21 protein-coding genes are annotated in these 18,228 nt (G+C 62.5%); 11 read left to right on the top strand and 10 right to left on the bottom strand.

Annotated features, from left to right (window positions below; genetic code table 11):
• Window positions 1–27: 27 nt before the first annotated feature.
• Window positions 28–894, top strand: coding sequence for a helix-turn-helix transcriptional regulator (locus ACYVRZ_RS02320; protein WP_461224431.1), 867 nt, complete (start codon window positions 28–30; stop codon window positions 892–894).
• A gap of 107 nt (window positions 895–1,001) precedes the next feature.
• On the opposite strand, the gene ACYVRZ_RS02315 is transcribed toward ACYVRZ_RS02320, so the two are convergent.
• The 4 genes from ACYVRZ_RS02315 to ACYVRZ_RS02300 form a co-directional block, all read right to left on the bottom strand.
• On the bottom strand, window positions 1,002–1,481 hold the full coding sequence (locus ACYVRZ_RS02315; RefSeq protein ID WP_461224429.1) for a glutathione peroxidase: 480 nt from the start codon (window positions 1,479–1,481) through the stop codon (window positions 1,002–1,004).
• A gap of 54 nt (window positions 1,482–1,535) precedes the next feature.
• On the bottom strand, window positions 1,536–2,030 hold the full coding sequence (locus ACYVRZ_RS02310; RefSeq protein ID WP_262316291.1) for a universal stress protein: 495 nt from the start codon (window positions 2,028–2,030) through the stop codon (window positions 1,536–1,538).
• A gap of 54 nt (window positions 2,031–2,084) precedes the next feature.
• Window positions 2,085–2,360 (bottom strand): hypothetical protein, encoded by a 276-nt coding sequence (locus tag ACYVRZ_RS02305; protein ID WP_461224426.1) that lies wholly within the window; start codon window positions 2,358–2,360, stop codon window positions 2,085–2,087.
• Between the two features lie 836 nt (window positions 2,361–3,196).
• Window positions 3,197–4,465, bottom strand: a complete 1,269-nt coding sequence (locus ACYVRZ_RS02300) for a replication-associated recombination protein A (protein ID WP_461224424.1) — start codon at window positions 4,463–4,465, stop codon at window positions 3,197–3,199.
• Between the two features lie 66 nt (window positions 4,466–4,531).
• On the opposite strand from ACYVRZ_RS02300, the gene ACYVRZ_RS02295 reads away from it, so the two are divergent.
• Window positions 4,532–6,148 (top strand): hypothetical protein, encoded by a 1,617-nt coding sequence (locus ACYVRZ_RS02295; RefSeq protein ID WP_461224422.1) that lies wholly within the window; start codon window positions 4,532–4,534, stop codon window positions 6,146–6,148.
• Here ACYVRZ_RS02295 and ACYVRZ_RS02290 read toward each other — a convergent pair.
• Window positions 6,145–6,585: a YueI family protein gene (locus tag ACYVRZ_RS02290; RefSeq protein ID WP_461224420.1), complete on the bottom strand. Its 441-nt coding sequence runs from the start codon at window positions 6,583–6,585 to the stop codon at window positions 6,145–6,147. The two genes, ACYVRZ_RS02295 and ACYVRZ_RS02290, sit on opposite strands and share 4 nt — an antisense overlap.
• 50 nt (window positions 6,586–6,635) lie before the next feature.
• On the opposite strand from ACYVRZ_RS02290, the gene ACYVRZ_RS02285 reads away from it, so the two are divergent.
• Together ACYVRZ_RS02285 and ACYVRZ_RS02280 are read left to right on the top strand one after the other, a co-directional pair.
• Window positions 6,636–7,232, top strand: a complete 597-nt coding sequence (locus ACYVRZ_RS02285) for a DUF1054 family protein (RefSeq protein ID WP_461224418.1) — start codon at window positions 6,636–6,638, stop codon at window positions 7,230–7,232.
• Window positions 7,233–7,278: 46 nt separating this feature from the next.
• Window positions 7,279–8,127 carry an aldo/keto reductase gene (locus ACYVRZ_RS02280; RefSeq protein ID WP_461224416.1) on the top strand — a complete coding sequence of 283 codons (849 nt, stop codon included), beginning with the start codon at window positions 7,279–7,281 and terminating at the stop codon, window positions 8,125–8,127.
• Between the two features lie 64 nt (window positions 8,128–8,191).
• Here ACYVRZ_RS02280 and ACYVRZ_RS02275 read toward each other — a convergent pair whose 3' ends face one another.
• From ACYVRZ_RS02275 to ACYVRZ_RS02265, 3 genes are all read right to left on the bottom strand, one after another.
• A complete protein-coding gene (locus ACYVRZ_RS02275; RefSeq protein ID WP_461224414.1) occupies window positions 8,192–9,049 on the bottom strand; it encodes a TMEM175 family protein in 858 nt (285 codons plus the stop codon).
• A 125-nt stretch (window positions 9,050–9,174) separates the two neighbouring features.
• Window positions 9,175–9,795 carry a hydrolase gene (locus ACYVRZ_RS02270; RefSeq protein WP_461224412.1) on the bottom strand — a complete coding sequence of 207 codons (621 nt, stop codon included), beginning with the start codon at window positions 9,793–9,795 and terminating at the stop codon, window positions 9,175–9,177.
• A gap of 101 nt (window positions 9,796–9,896) precedes the next feature.
• Window positions 9,897–10,235 carry a hypothetical protein gene (locus ACYVRZ_RS02265; RefSeq protein ID WP_461224411.1) on the bottom strand — a complete coding sequence of 113 codons (339 nt, stop codon included), beginning with the start codon at window positions 10,233–10,235 and terminating at the stop codon, window positions 9,897–9,899.
• Window positions 10,236–10,401: 166 nt separating this feature from the next.
• Between ACYVRZ_RS02265 and ACYVRZ_RS02260 the strand changes: the two genes are divergently transcribed.
• The gene (locus ACYVRZ_RS02260) at window positions 10,402–10,587 is read left to right on the top strand and encodes a hypothetical protein (protein WP_461224409.1); all 186 of its coding nucleotides are present in this window, start codon (window positions 10,402–10,404) and stop codon (window positions 10,585–10,587) included.
• A 7-nt stretch (window positions 10,588–10,594) separates the two neighbouring features.
• On the opposite strand, the gene ACYVRZ_RS02255 is transcribed toward ACYVRZ_RS02260, so the two are convergent.
• Both ACYVRZ_RS02255 and ACYVRZ_RS02250 read right to left on the bottom strand, forming a co-directional pair.
• On the bottom strand, window positions 10,595–10,783 hold the full coding sequence (locus ACYVRZ_RS02255; RefSeq protein WP_461224407.1) for a hypothetical protein: 189 nt from the start codon (window positions 10,781–10,783) through the stop codon (window positions 10,595–10,597).
• A complete protein-coding gene (locus tag ACYVRZ_RS02250) occupies window positions 10,776–11,096 on the bottom strand; it encodes a hypothetical protein (protein ID WP_461224405.1) in 321 nt (106 codons plus the stop codon). Before ACYVRZ_RS02250 ends, ACYVRZ_RS02255 begins: the two co-directional genes overlap by 8 nt.
• A gap of 87 nt (window positions 11,097–11,183) precedes the next feature.
• Here ACYVRZ_RS02250 and ACYVRZ_RS02245 point away from each other — a divergent pair, with 87 nt between their 5' ends.
• From ACYVRZ_RS02245 to ACYVRZ_RS02220, 6 genes are all read left to right on the top strand, one after another.
• Window positions 11,184–11,891, top strand: a complete 708-nt coding sequence (locus tag ACYVRZ_RS02245) for a histidine phosphatase family protein (RefSeq protein WP_461224403.1) — start codon at window positions 11,184–11,186, stop codon at window positions 11,889–11,891.
• 213 nt (window positions 11,892–12,104) lie between these two features.
• A complete protein-coding gene (locus ACYVRZ_RS02240; protein ID WP_461224401.1) occupies window positions 12,105–12,752 on the top strand; it encodes a TetR/AcrR family transcriptional regulator in 648 nt (215 codons plus the stop codon).
• Complete coding sequence (locus ACYVRZ_RS02235) at window positions 12,745–14,475, top strand: ABC transporter ATP-binding protein (RefSeq protein ID WP_461224399.1); 1,731 nt, start codon at window positions 12,745–12,747, stop codon at window positions 14,473–14,475. Before ACYVRZ_RS02240 ends, ACYVRZ_RS02235 begins: the two co-directional genes overlap by 8 nt.
• Window positions 14,475–16,352 carry an ABC transporter ATP-binding protein gene (locus ACYVRZ_RS02230; RefSeq protein ID WP_461224398.1) on the top strand — a complete coding sequence of 626 codons (1,878 nt, stop codon included), beginning with the start codon at window positions 14,475–14,477 and terminating at the stop codon, window positions 16,350–16,352. The genes ACYVRZ_RS02235 and ACYVRZ_RS02230 overlap by 1 nt, the downstream gene beginning before the upstream one ends.
• Before the next feature lie 124 nt (window positions 16,353–16,476).
• Window positions 16,477–17,298, top strand: a complete 822-nt coding sequence (locus ACYVRZ_RS02225; RefSeq protein ID WP_461224397.1) for a class I SAM-dependent methyltransferase — start codon at window positions 16,477–16,479, stop codon at window positions 17,296–17,298.
• Window positions 17,299–17,362: 64 nt separating this feature from the next.
• Window positions 17,363–18,211, top strand: coding sequence for a VOC family protein (locus ACYVRZ_RS02220; protein WP_461224395.1), 849 nt, complete (start codon window positions 17,363–17,365; stop codon window positions 18,209–18,211).
• The last annotated feature ends 17 nt before the right edge of the window (window positions 18,212–18,228 follow it).

The following is an 18,228-nucleotide window of genomic DNA, read 5'->3' as shown; positions in this document are numbered from 1 at the left end:
GCATGGCCGTCAAAGGAGTGTTTAATCATGAAGAATTCCCAACCCGCCTTGCGGATCCTGGGCGAACGGGTCCGCCATTACCGCAAGCTCAAGGGGCTGTCGCAAGCCGAACTGGCCAACGGCATCTGCACCCAGGCCACGATCAGTCTGATCGAGAAGCGCAATAAGGTCCCGAGCATGAACATCCTGCTGCGCCTGATCGATCGGCTGGGCATCACACTCGAGGACATTGTGGTCGAAAACCGCACCCGGGTGCAGCGCAACCTCGCCGAAATCGACACCCTGATTCGCCACGGTGATTTTGACCAAGCCGACGCGAAGCTCAAGACCATTCGCAGCGTCAAGACACTGCGGGTGGAGGACGAGCGGCGCTACTACTACGCGATGGGGATGGTGCAGCTGTTCGGCCACCGCAACCAAGACGAGGCGATCTACTACTTCGGGCGGGTGCTGAACCCGCTGGCCGCCACGCTCAAGGACCTGCCAGCCATCATGGCGACCCTGGGGCTGGGGCTGGCCTACGCGGAGAAGGGCACCACCGAACGGGCCCGGGTCTACATCGACTCGGCGCTGCAGCTGCTGCAGGCGATGCCCCTGGCCGAGGGCCGCTACCTGGACGTGGAGCTGACCATTCACTGGCACGTGGCGCGGATTTACTACGAGCTGAAGGAGGACCAGTTGGTGTTGCACCACGTCAAGCTCGGCATCGACAACGCGGTTCGCAACGATAGTCTGTTTCTGCTCGACGAGTTCTACGCCTTAAGGGCCCGGGCCCTGCTGCGAATCGGTGATCAGGCGGCGCCACAGGCCTACCAGATTGCCTTGGCGCTGGCGCGGGTGACGCAAAGCACCCGCCTGATTGAGGCGCTGGAGGCCGATCCGATCAGCGCGTAACGAGCCCACCAAAAAGGCAGCCACGTGATGTGACCCCAGGGATTTGGACAACGAGCCAAATCTTGGGGCTCACATCACGTGGCTGCCGCTTTGGTGTGGCGCTGAAGTTAGGCTTGGGCCAGCGCCTGTTCGATGGCTGGGGCCATGGTGAGCGGCGCGGTCTTGGGCGCGACGCGTTCGACCACGTTGCCGGTGCGGTCGATCAAAAACTTGGTGAAGTTCCATTTGATGCTGGTGCCCAGGGCGCCCGGCGCCGCCTTTTTGAGGTAGGCGAATAAGGGGTCTTGGGCCGGGCCGTTGACGGCGATCAGTTGGTGCATCGGGAAGGTGACACCCCAGGTCGTGCGGCAGGCCGCCGCGGCGGCGTCTGCGGTGTCGAGCTCTTGGTGAAACTGGTCGGAGGGAAAGCCCAGCACAACCAGGCCCTGGTCGCGGTACTTTTGGTACAGCGCCTCGAGTTCCTTGAACTGTGGCGCAAAGCCGCACTTGGTGGCGGTGTTGACGATGATTAGCGGCCGGCCGCGGTACTTGGCCAGCGGGTAGGTCGTACCGTCTTCCAGCGTGACGGTGAAGTCGTAAATACTCATGATTAACCTTCTTTCGGGGTGAAAAAGCCAGGCACGAGGCCTGACTTCAGCGGGTTATTTGGCTTGCGGCCGCGGCTTTTTGGTCGAGGCCAGCGCCGGCTTGTTGTTCAAGTCGGTGCGAACGACCAAGACGTCGCAGGTTGCGTTGCGGGTGACGTACTCGGTCACGCTGCCGATCAACAGGCGTTCGACGGCGTTCAGCCCGGTGGCGCCGATCATGATCAGATCGATGCTCTTGGCCTTAGGGACGTCGCGGGCGATGATGGTCTTGGGGGCGCCGTACTCGATGGTGTACGAGACCTGCTCGAGGCCGGCCTTGTGGGCCTGCTCGATGTAGCCATCCATGGTCTGCTTGGCGGTTTCGGTCACTTGTTCGACCATGGCGGAGTCAAAGCTGGACACGTTTTGGAAGGCTCGGGTGTCGACAATGTGGATCAAAAACAGTTCACTGTGGTTGCGTTTGGCGACGGCCACGGCCTTTTGGAAGGCCAGCTCCGACTCGTAGGAGCCGTCGATCGCGACTAGGATGTGTTTGTATTGTTGTAACATGTCAATCACCTCTTTACTTCTATTGTACCCGACTGAGGTGCGTGCCGCCAGTCTTTACCGCACGTATTTTGGGACCAAAAGCCCCAACAGACCGGCGACAACGGCGGCCACCACCAAGGCGGCGACCTGCCAAAGCGTGGTGTTGATCCAGGCCGCGACCAGGCTCAAACACCCGCTTGCGCCAAAGCCGCAGGCAAAGGCGACCAGGGTGTGGCCGACCGGCGCCGGCACCGTGGTCAGGCTCAAGAAGTTGGTGCGGCGATGGGCGACGAGGTAGTAAGCCAGCCCGAATTGCAGCAGGGCGAAGGCGACGAAAACAAACGTGATCAAGGCGTTCATCCTTTCCGATTCGATGTCTCCATTGTACGCGCCGGGCCAAGGGATTGCGACCACGACCGGCCACCCGCGCCAAAAAGCCGGCGAAGACAAACTTCGCCGGCCGCGCCGAAGCCAGCGGTAGCGTGACCACCGCTGGCCGTGGCATTCTTGCTGGTTGGTTGGGCTGATTCTGTGGTCGCGAGTCGGCGCGTGGTCGACTTGCGTGGTACAAGCCACCGGTCAATGCCCGCCGCAGCTACCTCGCATGGCGAGTAGGCGGGACAATAAGCGGCCGGTGGGTGGAGGTCCACACCCTGGTGGTCGGCCTCAATCGGAGGGGGCCGTTGCGCGAAAACGTCGGCGTTGTTGCCTGGTTCGGCATGGCATGAGTGGGGTACTGGGAATGCTTATGTCCCGGACCGTTCCCCATAGACGGTGGCCGTGCTACGGCTGTGATCGCAGCCGCCGCCCCGTCCTAAGATAATCATCTGAAGCTAGTGTAAGCCCTGTCATTTTGGACGTCAACTTTTAAGCTCAGGCACAAAAAAACCGGCGCGAGGCCGGCCATGGAAGGCTAAATTGGTGCCGTTCTCTTTCCAAATCGTTGAAACCCGCCGTTAAGCAAGTGGGCCCAGACGACATGCACGTTAGCCATTAAGTGAGATAACAGCACGGCACACGCCACTTCCGGTCCCAAGGTCTCGAAACTGTTCGGTCAACTGATAACAGGAAAGCGCGAACACCTTAGGAATCTCCCATGCACTTATGGTAGCACGGTGGCGGCCAAATGGCAAGAAAACGTCACCGCGATGTGACGGCAAAAGATTGATGCACCGCGCTTGTAACCGCTATTGCTGCCAGCCTCGCAGCTGAGCCAGGCGGCTGGCCAAGGCCGCCTCGTACTTGCCGGTGGTTTTGGGCTGGTAGTAATGGACGCCGCGCAGCTTGTCGGGCAGGTACTGCTGCTTGACGAAGCCGTTGGGGTAATCGTGCGGCAGCTTGTAGTGCAGGCCGTGGCCCAACGCGGCGGCGCCTTTGTAATGGGCGTCGCGCAGGTCGGCGGGAATGCTGCCGGCCTTGCCGGCGGCGACGTCTGCGATCGCCGCGTCGATGGCGACCATCGCGGTGTTGCTTTTCGGCGCCAGGCATAGATCGATCACGGCGTTGGCCAGGGGAATGCGGCCCTCCGGTAGCCCCAGCCGCTCGGCGGCCTGAATGGCGGTCAGGGTGCGGCTCGCGGTTTGGGGGTTGGCCAGGCCGACGTCCTCGTAGGCGATGACCAACAGCCGCCGCAGGATGCTCGGCAGGTCGCCGATCACGATCAGCCGCGCGAGGTAATGAAGGGCGGCGTCGACATCCGAGCCGCGAATCGATTTTTGAAAGGCCGAGATCAGGTCGTAATGCGCATCGCCGTCGGCATCCCCGGCGATGGCGCGTTGCTGAAGCGACTGGTGCATCACCCGTGCATCCAAGGTGATGCGGCCGGCCTGCTCGGGGGTCGACAGGGTCGCAAGCTCCAGCGCGTTGAGCGCCGCTCGCAGGTCGCCGTTGGTGGCCGACACCAGAAAGTCGCGCCCGTCTGGCGTCAGCGTCACCGGGTAATTGCCCAGGCCGCGGTCCTTGTCGGCCAGCGCCCGGTCGACCGCCTGGCCGATGTCGTCCGGGGTCAGCGGGAACACCTGGAAAATCTGGCTGCGCGAGCGAATCGCCGGGAGAATGCTCATGTACGGGTTCTCGGTGGTGGCACCGATCAAGACGATGCGGCCGGATTCGAGGTGCGGCAGTAGGAAGTCCTGCTTGGTCTTGTCCAGCCGGTGAATTTCGTCCAACAGCAGGATGACCGTGCCGGACATCTTCGCTTCCTCGGCCACAATCTGCAGGTCCTTTTTGGTGTCGGTTGCCGCGTTCAGCATGCGAAACGCGTACTTGGTGGCGCCGGCGATGGCGCTTGCGATGCTGGTTTTGCCGGTGCCGGGGGGCCCGTAGAGAATCATGGAGCTCAGCCGGTGGGCGGCCACCATGCGGCGGATGATCTGATCGGGGCCGACCAGGTGCGATTGGCCGACAACCTCGTCCAGGTTTTGCGGGCGCATGCGATACGCCAGGGGTTGTTGCATTTTGCCACGTCCTTTCGCATTCAGTATAGCACGTGGTACAGTAGAGGGATTGAACGGAGGATTGACATGACGACTTTGGCAGACAGAATTCAGGCGTTGGGGCTGGCCGCGCTTCAGGGGCAGACCCGATTTCAGCTGGTGATGACGCTTGGGGCTCAGGTGGCCCACGGCGGCGCCTATGTGGCGGTGCAAAACGGGCGGGTGACAGTGACCACCGATGCCTTCGACTCGGCCCAGGCCACCGTCGACCAGCTGGCCGCAATCCTTGCGACCAGCCACTTGCAGGCGCCTCAAGACGTCGCGTTGAGCGTTCGCCTGACGCTGCCGGAGCCGCTGTTTGCGCGGCTTTATCAGGCGCTTGAAGGCCGCAAGCTGCCGGCCTACCGCGACTTTCGCACCACGCTGTACAAGCAGTGGCTGGCGACTTTGGCCGAGCGGGGCCAGGACTTGGCCCGGGAGCTTGGCGGCCCGGTTCAGCTGGGTCTGGTCCAGGCCAAGGATCACACCATCACCGCCGTTGCGCTGCTCAACCTGCCGGTGACGGCGAGTCCGGCCGGCATCACGGCCGCCACCCTGGACTGGCTCAACGCGGCGCTGTGGCAGGCGGTGCAGGCGCCAGACGCCAGCACACTTGCGGCGCGTTCCGCTGCCGAGCGGTTGCCCGTGGCGACTCTGCCCCAGGCGCTGACGCAGCCGCAAGCGGTGCTGCCCGGGTTTGCGGCGCTGGACGAGAACACGCAGCGGCTGGCCGCGGCCGCCTTTGCGGCCGGTTTGGCCGTGCAAGTGCTTGATGCCAGCGCGGCGGTGATGAGCCTGCGGCGGGGGGCCGAGCGGCAGCTGGTGGTGCAAGGCGTCACCGCACTGAACGCGGCTTCGGCCCAAGCCGTCGGCGCCAGCAAGCAGGCCCAAAAGGCGCTTTTGGGGGCGGCCGGCCTCAAGGTTCCTCGCGCCGCGCTGTTCACCGACGTGGCCGCCGCCATGGCCGCCTACGACGCCGGGTTGAAAAATAAGAGCCTAGTGGTCAAGCCCAATTGCGGCCAACACGGTCAAGGGGTGACCGTGTTCATGCTACCGCCGACGCGCAGCGCCTTCGCCCAGGCGGTCACTGCCGCCAGTGCCTTCGGGGCGTTTCTCATCGAGCTGTTCGTCCCGGGCAACAGCTACCGCTTCTTCGTGCTGAAGCACCGGGTGTTGGCGGTGCTTGAATGCGAGCCGGCCAGCGTGGTCGGCGACGGCCGCCAAACCGTCGCCGCCCTGGCCAAGCGCCGCCACCTGGTGCTTGGCCCAACCGAGCAGGCGGTGCTGGCCAGCCAGGGCAAGACCGAAGCCACCGTGACGCCGCGCGGCCACGAGGTGTTTTTGCGCTTCAACAGCAACCTGACCACCGGTGGCCGCGGGGTGGCGGTGACGGCAGACATCGCACCGGGCTACAAGGCGCTGGCGGTGGCGGCGGCCGCGGCCGTCGGTGCCACCGTCGCCGGGGTGGATATCGCCATTCCCAACCTGTACCTGGAGCCGACGGCCGACCACCCCGAGGCCGCACAAGTGCTTTCGGTGACGCCCGACCCGCGGCTGGGGGTGCATGAGGCCCCGGTGATGGGGGCAGGGGTAGACGTCGCAACGGCGGTGATTGCCGCGCTTTTTCCACCGACTAAAAAAGCCGCCGAGGCGGCAGCCGATTAGTGAAAGAGGCGCTCGAAAAAACCTGGGGCCGGCTTGGTCGGGGACTTGGGCTCGGGCAGCGCGATGTCTGGCTTGTTGATGGCGGCACTTGCGGTGACCAGCACCGCGCAGCCGGCCGGCGTCAGGTCGGCTTGGTCGTTGTTGACCAGCGTGAAGGGGTAGTCCAGCGCGTTGGCCGCCGCCATGAACGGTGCGGTCACGCCGGCCTCGAGCTTGCCATTGAGCAGCAACTTGAAGCCGGCCTCGTGCTTCGTGGCGTCAAGCGCCGCCTTGACGGCCGGCAGGGCCTCGCGCTGGCGAACCTGCGCGTTGGTCACCTTCAGGTAGGCGCGTTCGCGCAGGGAGCCCAGGTAGTGGCGCCGCTCGTCGGGATTGGTCTGCAAGGGGCCGCTCATGCTTTGAGTCAGCCGGGATTGTACGTCTTCGTTGTCTGTCATGGTTACCTCCGCGGGTGTTTGCCCTCAGTTTAACATAAGGAAGTGCTTTCATGTTTGATCGTGATGATTTTGCGCCCTTCGCCGATCCCACGCTGGCCGGGCGGCTGGGCCTGATTCGCCGGCACCTGGATCCCAAGTTTGAGGCGGGCGGGGCGGTTTTGCAGACGCTTTTGGCGGCGCAAGGGGTGCCAACGCAGTTCCTGCACCTCGCGCGTCACGCCCGGCGCCACAAGAACCCGCCGCCGGACACGTGGCTGGCCCTGTCCACCGGCAAGCGGGGCTACAAAATGCTGCCGCACCTGGAGCTTGGGCTGTGGGACGACCGGCTGTTTCTGTGGGTCGCGCTGCTGGCCGAAAGCAAGGGTGAGCCGGCGTTAAAGCCGGCCGCCTTGCGGCCGTTGGCGCTGGCCTTGCCCGGGAGCTTCGAGCTGAGCGGCGATCACACCAAAAAGGCGGTGCTGCCGCTAAATGCAGCCAACTTCGACCGTCTGGCGACGCGCTTTGAGGCCACCGCCAAGGGTGAGTTTCTGATCGGTCAGACCTACTTGCTGGCCGACCCGCTGTTTGACGCGCCAGACGAGCTTTGGGCCGACATTCAGGAGCGGGTGGTGGCCCTGGCCCCGCTTTATCGGGCATTACTGGCGTGAACATCTGAACGCCGTTGCGTTACAATGAGGGCAAAGGGGTGATGAGATGACAGTGTTAACTGAAACCATGACGCTTAACAACGATATTTTGATCCCACAGGTGGGCTTTGGCACCTGGCAGATTCCCGATGGTGACGTCGCCTACCAGGCGGTGCGTACCGCCTTGGCGGCCGGTTACCGGCACATCGACACCGCGTATGTGTACGGCAACGAACGCAGCGTCGGCCGGGCGATTACGGACTCTGGCATTCCGCGCAGCGAGATTTTTGTGACCTCGAAGCTGCCGGCCGAAGTCAAGGACCCGACGGCGGTTCGCGACTACTTCGATCAGACCCTGGCCAACCTGAGCCTAGATTACCTGGACCTGTACCTGATTCACGCACCGTGGCCGTGGCGTGAGGCCGGCACCCGCTACGACAAGGCGAACACCGCCGTGTGGCAGCAACTGGAGGAGCTTTACGAAGGCGGCGCGGCCCGGGCGATCGGGGTGTCGAACTTCGACGTCCACGACCTGCAAAACCTGCTGGACACCACCACGGTGGTGCCGGCGGTCGACCAGATTCAGTACTACATCGGGTTCACCGAGCCGAAGATCACGGCCTTTGCCAAGGCCCATGGCATTTTGATCGAGGCCTACTCGCCGCTGGCGACCGGTGGCCTGCTGCAAAACGCCGCGGTGGCTGGCATCGCGGCGCATTACGGGGTGACCACCTCGCAGCTGGCGTTGCGCTACGTCCTGCAAACCGGGGCGCTACCGCTGCCCAAGGCGACCAGCAAGGCTCACATCGAAGCCAACACCAAGCTTGCCTTCACCATCTCGGCGGCAGACGTGGCGGCGCTTGACGCGCTGCCGGACGCCGCGGCCGGCAAGTCGCACAACCCGACGCAGGGTTAATTTGGCTTCGGAGAACGCAAAGGGCGGCTCGCCTCAATGACGGGCCGCCCTTTTTGTCGCGTGTTCACCGCCCGGCGTCCTTGCGGCGGCCGGCGCGGTGAGCCTGGCGCAGCCAAAAGGCCATGCGTGCCTGCTGCTCCGGGGTGGCGTGCAGGTAGCGGTTCTTCAGCTGCTCGCGGCGCCTGGGGTCGATGCTTGAGTCCAGCCACTGACCCCAGGTCTCGGGCAGCGGCTCGGCGTTTTGCATAATTTCTTGGTGGGCCCTTTGGAAGTCACGGCGCTGCAAGACGTTGAGTTGCTCGAAATCTTTTTGCTGCGCCTCGGGCAGGCTTTCAACCTCGGAGAACTGTTGCCGGGCCGTCGCACTGAGGATGAACATCAGAATCGGGTAGGCCAGGTAAAAAAACATCGCGGCCTCGGGCCAAAAGTACCCGGCGACTAGGGCAATCAGGCTCCAGGCGCTGAGCAGCACGTTGTTGTCGCCGTAGATTTTGGTGTACACCTTGCGCATCTCCGAGCGGTCGGTGTACTGCAGGTGAATAATCGACTTGGCCAAAAGGCGAAACAGCCAGTTGACCAAAAGCTGTAGCAGGCCGTACAGCATCACGGTCCAGCGGGTGGTGTTCAGGGCCATCATCTTGGTCAGCAGGGGCATCAGGGCCAGCGGCCCGAGAAACAGCAAGTCGAGTAGCAGCAGCCGGTAGGTCACGGTGTCGATTTCGGCAAAGGCGGTGGCGTGTTGGTACCAGATGTTGGCGATGAAGAGAAAGGAGATCAGGTAGATCCCGACGCTTTTGCCCAGCTGCAGGTAGCTGGCCACCGAGTCGTGCAGCACCGGGGGGATGCTCAGCACCATGATGGTGATGATGATGGCGATGATCGCGTCGGAGAACGCATCGAGCCGGGTTTTAAGTTTCGTCATAATGGCCTCTTTGGTTAGGATGCCCGTATTCTACTCGCAAGCGGTGTCGCTTGCAAGCCGCAAAAAGCCCGGTTCGACGCCGCTACACGCGTCAAACCAGGCTGGTCGGGCATCAGACTGGGCCGTTAGGTGAGCTGAACGAAGTCGCCGCCTTCAAGCAGCAGCTTGACGAAGGCGGGGACGGTGGCCGTGCGGTTCCAGTCCCGCTGCCACTCACAGGCCAGCTGCGCGTTGGTGACCAAGGCGGCCCCGGCCTGGCTGAGCCGGGCGAGTGCCGTGTCATGCGCAACCGGGGAGGTGCCGCCGACGGCATCGACCACCGGGTGAACTTGGTAGCCCTCGCGCAGCGCGTCTAGCGCCGGGAAGGTCAGGCAGGCCTCGGTCCACAGCGCGGCCATCACCAGGTGCGGCCGGTTCAAATCGTGAACCGCAGACAGGAACTCGCCGTCTTGCCACGCGTTGATGCTGGTGCGATCGAGGCTTGGCACATCCGGCATCAAGCGCCGCAGGGCCGGCACCGTGTCCTGGTTGCGGCCGCTGTCGACGTTGACGGTGGACAGGACAATCGGGACGGCGAAGGCCTGGGCGAGCTTGATGGTCAACGCGATGTTTTGGAGCAGCTGCGGGTGGGGCATCGACTGAATCGATTCAATCTGGGTCGGCTGGTAGTCAATCACCAGCAAAGCGCTGTTTTCCGGGGTCAAGAGCGGATCGGTTGCGGGGTCTCTTCTAGGTAAACTTGTCATAGTACACCTCCTAATATTGAAAGTGTACCCGCCGACGCTGGAATTGGCCAGAAATCTGCCTGGTCAAACCCAGCCGCCGGCAAAGGCCTGAGTGGCTGGGCCTAGCCGACAAGCTGCCCTGAGTCGATCAACTGCCGCACCAGCGTCTGCAGGTGCAGTAGCGTGTGATGGGCGTCGGCCTTGAACTGCGCGACCAAAGGCGCCGGCTGCAGGGTCGCGTCGGCGTAGACCTGGGTGCCGGTGATGCCGATCACGGTGAAGCCGGCGTCGTCCAGGGTGACGGTCAAGTAGCCACCTTCGAACGCTTCGTCGCACAGCTCCTGCAGCCAGTTTTGCAGGCCCAGGCGAATCACGGTGTCAAGGCTCAGCGGCGCCTTGCCGGTTGCGGCTTTGGCCACCAGGGCCTGGGCCTCTTCAACGGTTCTTGGAATTTCATGCATGTTTAACACCTCCGCCGCTAGTATACGCGTTAACCGCCGCCTTGGCGATTCTCACGGCGGGTCACAAAAGGCCGGCAGGGGCCGTGGCCAGCCGCTCGTCCCCGGCAACCGGCGAGAGGCGGCGCAAGTCCTGTTGCCACGGGCGTAAACGTGTTAAAGTAAGGCCATGACAGGATTGAACAAACAGGCGCTGTTGCGTCAAATGCTGGATGAGGGGTTGGCGCTGTTGGTGCTGTTGGCCGCGTGGCTTGCGCGTCACCAGCTCAACGGCTGGTGGGTGGCGGCCATCGCGCTGAGCCTGGCGGGGCTTTTGATCGACTACCTCCGCCACGGGACAACAAAAAAGCGCTGACGGACAGTCAGCGCCGAGACAGCCACCACCAAAACACCGCGTAGCCCAGGCAGCCCAACCCGTAAACGGCCAGCCCCAGGCTGACGAATACCAGCCACGACCAGTAGAAGGCGAGACTTGACAGCTCGAGCAAGAAGGCCAGGATGCCGGCCTGAATCGCCTTTTGCACCAGGGCGCGGGTGCGGGCGTTATTCAAACGACGCCTCGATCAACAGCTGATGCGCGGCCGTCACGTGGCTCAGCGTGAGCCACAGGGTGTCCGGCACCGGCGGTTCGTCGGGATCAAGCCGCGAGCCCAGCCAGGCCACCAGGTTGCCCTGCTGCTTCAAAAAGGCGTCGTCCACGCGAAACGCGTTGAGCTGATCGGGTGGAAAGACGCTGGCTTGGTACGGGAAAATCACCGTGTCTGGCAGCGCAAAGGCCACCACGTTTTGGTACCCTTGGTCGAGCTCGCGGCGGTTCTCCGGGTGTGAATGCAAATAAGTTAAGACCATCTCTGCGATTTTCATGCAGCCACCTCCGACTTAGGTCCCTGTTTGATATCTGGGCAATATGGTACCATGAAAGCACATGAAAGTACAGGAGGGCGATGCGCAATGACGGTACATCTTTACTTAGTCAGGCACGGCGAGACGCCGATGAACAAGGCCCAGCGGCTGCAGGGCTTCACCGACGCGCCGCTGACGGCCAAGGGGCTGGGCCAGGCGGCTCGGCTCGGCGAGCTGCTCGCACCGGTGGCCTTCACGGCGGCCTACAGCTCCGACCGGCGGCGGGCGGTGGCCACCGCCCGGCAGATCCTCGCCCAGCACCCAGACGCCCCGGCGCTGCACCAGGTGGCGGGACTGCGTGAGTACTACTTCGGCGGCCTTGAAGGCACCTCCAACTGGGGGCTGATGATGGGGTCGCTGCGGCGTTACGGCGTGGCGACCATGGCCCAGGTCTGGACCGGCGCCGAGCGCTTCCCGCGCCTGATTCGCAACTTCCAGCGCATGGATCCGACCGGCCAGGCGGAAAGCCTGCCGGCGTTGTGTCAGCGCGTTCACGCCGCGGTGGCCGGCATCGTGGCGGCAAGTGCCGATGGCGCCAACGTGCTGATTGTCGCCCATGGGGTGGTGCTCAGCGCGTTGGTGTACCAGCTGGCACCTCAGAAGCTGCCGGCCACCCTGCTCAAGAACACCAGCGTGACGCGCATCGATGCCGCGGGGGCCGACTGGCAGGTGCTGGGCGTCAACCTGACGGCCAAGCGCAGCCTGCTGCAGCTGGCCGGGCAGCAGACGACTGCGGCTAATTCAAGTGAGTCCTGAGGGGCATCCGCCTGGCGGATGCTTTTTGCTTGCGCTGGGGACCTGAAATTGTGAATAATTTGTGAATCCGGCGTTGGTCGGTTGTCATCGGCCGTCAAGCGTGTATAATGACATCTTGTCACATGACAGTGTGTCGCATGCTGCGACCCTGTCGGTCCCGCGCCGGCGGGGCCACCACGATGGCGCGTCACACGCGCTAGAAAGGAGAGCGCCATGCCAAAGCCAACATTTTTCCGCCTCGCCGAAGAGAAGCGGATGCGCCTGGTCAAGGCCGCCTACGCCGAGTTCGCCCGGGCGCCGTTCGCCGACGCGAGCATCTCAAACATCATCAAGGACGCCGGCATTCCGCGCGGTAGCTTCTATCAGTACTTCGAGGACAAGGGCGACGTCTTTTTCTACCTCTTGGAGCGCATGCGCCAAAACACCGAAGACATGATGCGCCAGACGGTGATCGACCAGCATGGCGACTTCTTCGCCGCGATGGCGGAGATGTTCGACCGCATGATCGACACCATCGTTCAGGGGCCACACGCCGATTTTTACGCCAACGTCTTCATGTACATGGACTTTCACTCGGTGTCCAAGCTGTCGCCGGGGCCCAAGAAGAAACCCCACGGTCAGCTCACGCAGTTTCTGGTCGATAATATCGACCGGACGCCGCTGCGGGTTCACTCCGATGACGATCTGCGGATGCTGATTCGGCAGGTGATGGGGCTGTTCATGCAGACCATCGGCCATTATTATAACCACCGTGCGGCAGGCGAGGTCCTGCCGGTCAATGAAGTTAAGGCCCGGCTGGCCCAGCTGCTCAACTGGATTCAGTACGGCGTCGTCGCACCAAAGGAGGCAACGAATGTTTAAACTAGCAAAGGGCCGCGCGTCGGCCTGGGCGATCACCGGCGCCGTCTTGTTCATGATTGTGCAGGTCATCGCGAGCCTTTACCTGCCGAACCTGACGGCGGATATCGTCAACAAGGGCGTTGCCCTCGGGGATACCGACTACATCTGGCATGCCGGCTTCAAGATGATTGGCTGCGCCATCATCTCCGTCGTCGCCAGTGTCTGCAACGTGTTTTTGGCCGCTCGGGTCTCCCAAAAGCTCGGCCAGCGCATCCGTTCGGACATCTACCGCAAGGTGATCAACTTCTCGCACGACGAGATGGATCAGGTCGGCACTAGTTCTTTGATCACCCGCACCACCAACGACGTCACCCAGATTCAAAACGTGTGGGTGATGATTCTACGGATGATGATTATGGCGCCGATCATGCTGATCGGGGCAAGCTTTTTGGCCTACCAGAAGAACCACACGCTGACCATGATCTTCCTGATCGTCATTCCGATTATGATGGTGTTCATCGGCATCATGATGGTCTTCGCCGTGCCGCTGTTTCGCAAGATGCAGGACAAAACCGATAAAATCAACCTGGTCTTCCGCGAAGGGCTGACCGGGGTCCGGGTGATCCGGGCCTTCCGCCAAGACGACTTCGAGCAAAATCGCTTCGACGTCGCCAACAAAGACTACACCGATAACGCCGTCAAGGTCTTCTCAATCATGGCCCTGGCGATGCCGGTGATGACCTTGATCATGTCCGGGACCAACATCGGCATCGACTGGTGGGGCGGCCACTTGATCGCCCAACAGGCACTTGAAACCGGGAACCTGATCGCCTTTATCACCTACGCGATGCAGATTCTGATGAGCTTCATGATGCTGTCCATGATTTTGATGTTCATTCCTCGCGCCCAGGCCTCGGCCACCCGCATCAACGAGGTGCTGGATCTGACCACCACCATCGAGGCGCCAGAGACGCCGACGCCGCTGGACGCAAGCCACGCCAGCCTGCAGTTCGACCACGTCGACTTTCGCTACCACGGCGCCGAGGAGCCGGCGCTTGCCGGCATCGACTTTAACATGCAGCCGGGCCAGACGCTGGCCATCATCGGCGGCACCGGCTCCGGTAAGTCGACCTTGGTCAACCTGATTCCGCGTTTTTACGACGTTGAAAAAGGCGCGGTCAAGCTCGACGGCACCGACGTTCGCGAGCTCGACCTCAAGGTGCTGCACGGCGCGGTCGCATTTGTGCCGCAAAAGGCCAACCTGTTCACCGGGACCGTGCGTGACAACCTGAAGTACGGCAACGAAGACGCGACGGATGACGAGCTGTGGCACGCGCTTGAGATTGCGCAGGCCAAAGACTTCATTGAAGAGAATCCGGAAGGCCTGGACTACCACGTCGAGCAAGGCGGCGGTAACTTCTCCGGCGGCCAAAAACAGCGCCTGGCGATTGCACGGGCCCTGGTCAAAGACGCCAGCGTCTACGTGTTCGACGATTCCTTCTCGGCCTTGGACTTCAAGACCGACGCCATGTTGCGCCAGGCGCTGAAGGACGACGAGAAGATTTCCAACCGCGTTGTCGTAATCGTCGGTCAGCGCGTCTCCACGGTCGCCGACGCCGACACCATCGTGGTGCTGGACGACGGCAAAATGGTCGGGCGCGGCAGCCACGCCGAGCTGAAGGCCACCAACGTCACGTACCAAGAAATCATCAAGTCGCAGATTCGAGAGGGGGATGAGGACTAATGGCAGAATCCAAACAACCACAGCAGCGCGTGGGTGGCGGCCACGGGCCGGGGCCGCGTATGGGCCTGGTGGAAAAACCCAAGAATTTCTGGGGCACCACCATGCGCCTGCTGGGCTACATGAAATCGCGCCTGGTCGGTATCGTCTTGGTGCTGCTCTTGGCCATCGCCGCCACGATCTTTCAGATTCGCACCCCCAAGGTGTTGGGCCAGGTCACGACTGAGATTTTCAAGGGCTACATGAAAGGGGTCGCCCAGCAGAAGGCCGGCATCCAGATGGCTGAGTTCCCAATCGATTTTGACAAGATCAAGGGCATCATCATCACCGTCATCTTCATGTACCTGGCGTCTGCGGTGTTCTCCTTCCTACAGCAGTACATCATGACGCGCATCTCCCAACGCACCGTCTACGACCTGCGCAAGGAGCTCAAGTACAAGATGAAAACCGTGCCGATCAACTACTACGACACCCATTCCAACGGGGATGTGATGTCGCGAGCGGTCAACGACATGGATAACATCGCCTCGACGCTTCAGCAGAGCCTAACGCAGATGGTCACCAGTGCCGTCACCTTGATTGGGACGCTGTGGATGATGATCTCGATTTCGGGCAAGATGACCCTGATTGCCTTGGTCACCATTCCGCTGTCCTTGGTGGTGGTCGGCATCGTCGCGCCGAAGTCGCAGAAGTTCTTTGCCAGCCAGCAAAAGGCGCTGGGCCTGTTAAACAACCAGGTCGAAGAGAACTACGCCGGCCAGGTGATTGTGAAGTCCTTCAACCGCGAAGAGACGGTCATGCAAAACTTCGAGGTGGAAAACCAAAAGTTCTACAACGCGGCCTGGAAGGCGCAGTTCGTCTCCGGCATCATCATGCCGCTGATGACCTTCATCAACAACATCAGCTACGTGTTCGTCGCCATCTTCGGCGGCCTGGCCGTGTCCAACGGCACGGTCAGCCTGGGGGATGTGCAGGCTTTCCTGCAGTACACCCAGCAATTCTCCCAGCCAATCTCGCAGCTGGCTAACCTGGCCAACACCATTCAAAGCACCATCGCCTCGGCGGAACGGGTCTTTGAGGTGCTGGACGAACCAGATATGACCGATGAGCCATCCGGCATGCCGGCCACACCAGACGACCACAACAAGCTGACCATGGACCACGTCAAGTTCGGTTACGACGGGTCACCGCTTCTGATGACCGACTACAACCTTGAGGTCAAGCCGGGCCAGATGATCGCCATCGTCGGTCCGACCGGTGCCGGTAAGACCACCGTGATCAACATGCTCGAGCGCTTCTACGACGTCAAGGGCGGGGCGATTCGCCTGGACGGCGTGGACACCCGCGACATGTCGCGGGAGGATCTGCGCAGCCACTTTGCGATGGTGCTGCAAGACACCTGGTTGTTCACCGGCAGCATCTGGGACAACCTGAAGTACGGCCGCGAGGATGCCTCCGATGAGCAGATCCTCGAAGCCGCCAAGGCCGCCCACGTGGACAACTTTGTTCGCCAGCTGCCGAAGGGCTACGACACGATTTTGAACGAATCGGCCTCGAACATTTCGCAGGGCCAGCGTCAGCTTTTGACCATCGCCCGGGCCTTCGTCGCCGATCCTGAAATTCTGATTCTCGACGAGGCGACAAGCTCTGTCGATACCCGCACCGAGGTTCACATTCAGCACGCGATGAGTCGTCTGCTGAAGGACCGCACCAGCTTCGTCGTCGCCCACCGCCTGAGCACGATTCGCGACGCGGATAACATCATCGTGATGAACCACGGCTCAATTGTCGAAACCGGCAACCACGACCAGCTGATGGCACAAAACGGCTTTTACGCCGATCTGTACAACAGCCAGTTCTCCGGCAACGTCGCCATCTGAGCGTAAGCACCCTCGCAGCCGAAGCTGCGAGGGTGTTTTGGCGCCTGGCGCCACGATTAGGTTAGGCGGTGCGGTGGTGGTAGACTGGACGGGTGCGGCCAGGCCGCGCCAAGGAGGATGAACAATGAACGTTGCTGATATTGTGGCCGCGATGGGCCTTGCTGCAGACGATGCGATTCAAACGGTGCAGACCCGCTACCGGGTCAGCCTGGCCGAGCATTGGGGCATCCGCCCCGGCGCCCGGGTGCTTGAAATCGGTTGTGGCCAAGGCGACATGACCGCGGCCTTGGCCGCCGCGGTCGGTCCGACCGGCCTGGTTGCGGCCTACGACATCGCGGCGCCCACTTACGGGGCCCCGGTGACCATCGGCGAGGCCCAGGCCAGGCTTGCGGCCGGACCGCTGGGCAAGCAGGTACACGCGCATCTGGCGACCGATGTGTTGCAGGCGGACTTTGCGCCACGAAGCTTTGACGTGCTGGTGATCGCCCATGCAACCTGGTACTTTCCCGGCGTTCAGGCGCTGCTTCACTTGATTGCGCAACTGGCGCCGGCGGTGGACACCATCGCCATCGCCGACTGGTCGCTTGCCGTGCGAGACGCGCGGCAGGTCGCCCACCTGCTTGCAGCCTGGATTCAGGCTACCTGTGCGGAGGCATTACCAAATGGGGAAGCCAACATTCGCACCCTGATCACGCCGGCCGAGCTGACCCCGCCGCTCGAGGCGCTGGGCTTTGCGCCGACCACGGCGATTTTGCCGACGCTGGGGATGCAAGACGGCCAATGGGAGGTGTCGGCCACACCTGAACTGGTCGCTCAGCTGCCGCAGGACGCGCCGGTGCGACGCCAGGTGGCGCCTTTGGTCGCGGCCCTCGCCGCTCAGGCCGAGATCGGCACTCAGGCGCTTGACGCCTTTGCCATCACCGCCACGCGCCGCCAGGCAGATTAATCGCTTTTTGCCGGGCCTGCCCTTATGCTTAGGGGTGGGGGAACGGCAAAAAGAGGTGGCGAAGATGCAACGCTTCACGTTGGACCGGTGGACTCGCATCGGTTTTGTTGGCCTGCGGGTACATGACATGACGCAGATGGTCGCATGGTACCAGCGAACGCTGGGGCTGACTTTGCTGCGCCAAGACGCGCATCAGGCGCTGTTGGGCACTGGGCGACGCCATGTGCTGGCGATGATCGAAGGCGGTGGTCGGCTGTTGAAGTCGCCGCCCGGTGGCCTGGCGGGGTTTGGGCTCAACATGCCCGACCAGCAGTCGCTTTTGGCGGTGGCGGCTAGACTGCAGAATCAAGGCATCGCGCTGAGCTGGTGGGAAACCGGCTTTGCGCTGGGTTTTTCGTTCGCGGATCCCGAGCAAAACCAGCTGCGCATCGCCTATGATCCCGGGTTGAGCGGCGCCATCACCCGCACCTACGACTTCGCGGCGGGAACGCCGCTGCCAGCGGTGGCGCCGCCGCTGCCCAAAGGCGCCTGGGCCGGGCTGCCGGATCGGGTTTCGTTGGTGCAGATTGTGGTGCGAACCCAGCAGGTCGCAGAAACCGTGACCTACCTGGCGGACATCTTGGGCTTTGTGGTCCAGCAGCAGGCGGAAGACCACGCCTTTTTGACCGTCGGCGACGCCGCCAGCCACATCAGCATGGCGGTGGTGTTGGCCAAACGGGCCCGGCCTCGCCGACCTAACCACGCCGGCGGCCGCTACGTCAACTTGGTGGTCTCCAGTGCCGCGGCCCTGGCCGCGCTTGAGGCCAACGTGCGGGGCCACCACTGGCCGGTCAAGGCCGTGGTGCCGGCGCAGTACCTGATGGTGACCGGGCCCAACCGGCTCACGCTGTGGTTTTCTGTCGGCGGCGCCTAATATTTTGGTGAGTGAGA

Source organism: Lacticaseibacillus suihuaensis (assembly GCF_054785075.1).
The sequence above is the reverse complement of the archived record's forward strand: the minus strand, read 5'-3'. Positions and strand labels throughout refer to the sequence as shown.

What these genes read in the sequence shown, in the direction of transcription:
- ACYVRZ_RS02280 (WP_461224416.1), top strand. Translation starts at nt 7,279, where the DNA reads ATGACAGTGTTAACTGAAACCATGACGCTTAACAACGATATTTTGATC.
- ACYVRZ_RS02270 (WP_461224412.1), bottom strand. Translation starts at nt 9,795, where the DNA reads ATGACAAGTTTACCTAGAAGAGACCCCGCAACCGATCCGCTCTTGACC.
- ACYVRZ_RS02290 (WP_461224420.1), bottom strand. Translation starts at nt 6,585, where the DNA reads ATGACAGACAACGAAGACGTACAATCCCGGCTGACTCAAAGCATGAGC.
- ACYVRZ_RS02235 (WP_461224399.1), top strand. Translation starts at nt 12,745, where the DNA reads ATGTTTAAACTAGCAAAGGGCCGCGCGTCGGCCTGGGCGATCACCGGC.
- ACYVRZ_RS02225 (WP_461224397.1), top strand. Translation starts at nt 16,477, where the DNA reads ATGAACGTTGCTGATATTGTGGCCGCGATGGGCCTTGCTGCAGACGAT.
- ACYVRZ_RS02265 (WP_461224411.1), bottom strand. Translation starts at nt 10,235, where the DNA reads ATGCATGAAATTCCAAGAACCGTTGAAGAGGCCCAGGCCCTGGTGGCC.
- ACYVRZ_RS02240 (WP_461224401.1), top strand. Translation starts at nt 12,105, where the DNA reads ATGCCAAAGCCAACATTTTTCCGCCTCGCCGAAGAGAAGCGGATGCGC.
- ACYVRZ_RS02260 (WP_461224409.1), top strand. Translation starts at nt 10,402, where the DNA reads ATGACAGGATTGAACAAACAGGCGCTGTTGCGTCAAATGCTGGATGAG.
- ACYVRZ_RS02220 (WP_461224395.1), top strand. Translation starts at nt 17,363, where the DNA reads ATGCAACGCTTCACGTTGGACCGGTGGACTCGCATCGGTTTTGTTGGC.
- ACYVRZ_RS02250 (WP_461224405.1), bottom strand. Translation starts at nt 11,096, where the DNA reads ATGAAAATCGCAGAGATGGTCTTAACTTATTTGCATTCACACCCGGAG.
- ACYVRZ_RS02310 (WP_262316291.1), bottom strand. Translation starts at nt 2,030, where the DNA reads ATGTTACAACAATACAAACACATCCTAGTCGCGATCGACGGCTCCTAC.
- ACYVRZ_RS02285 (WP_461224418.1), top strand. Translation starts at nt 6,636, where the DNA reads ATGTTTGATCGTGATGATTTTGCGCCCTTCGCCGATCCCACGCTGGCC.
- ACYVRZ_RS02275 (WP_461224414.1), bottom strand. Translation starts at nt 9,049, where the DNA reads ATGACGAAACTTAAAACCCGGCTCGATGCGTTCTCCGACGCGATCATC.
- ACYVRZ_RS02295 (WP_461224422.1), top strand. Translation starts at nt 4,532, where the DNA reads ATGACGACTTTGGCAGACAGAATTCAGGCGTTGGGGCTGGCCGCGCTT.
- ACYVRZ_RS02320 (WP_461224431.1), top strand. Translation starts at nt 28, where the DNA reads ATGAAGAATTCCCAACCCGCCTTGCGGATCCTGGGCGAACGGGTCCGC.
- ACYVRZ_RS02300 (WP_461224424.1), bottom strand. Translation starts at nt 4,465, where the DNA reads ATGCAACAACCCCTGGCGTATCGCATGCGCCCGCAAAACCTGGACGAG.
- ACYVRZ_RS02245 (WP_461224403.1), top strand. Translation starts at nt 11,184, where the DNA reads ATGACGGTACATCTTTACTTAGTCAGGCACGGCGAGACGCCGATGAAC.
- ACYVRZ_RS02315 (WP_461224429.1), bottom strand. Translation starts at nt 1,481, where the DNA reads ATGAGTATTTACGACTTCACCGTCACGCTGGAAGACGGTACGACCTAC.
- ACYVRZ_RS02230 (WP_461224398.1), top strand. Translation starts at nt 14,475, where the DNA reads ATGGCAGAATCCAAACAACCACAGCAGCGCGTGGGTGGCGGCCACGGG.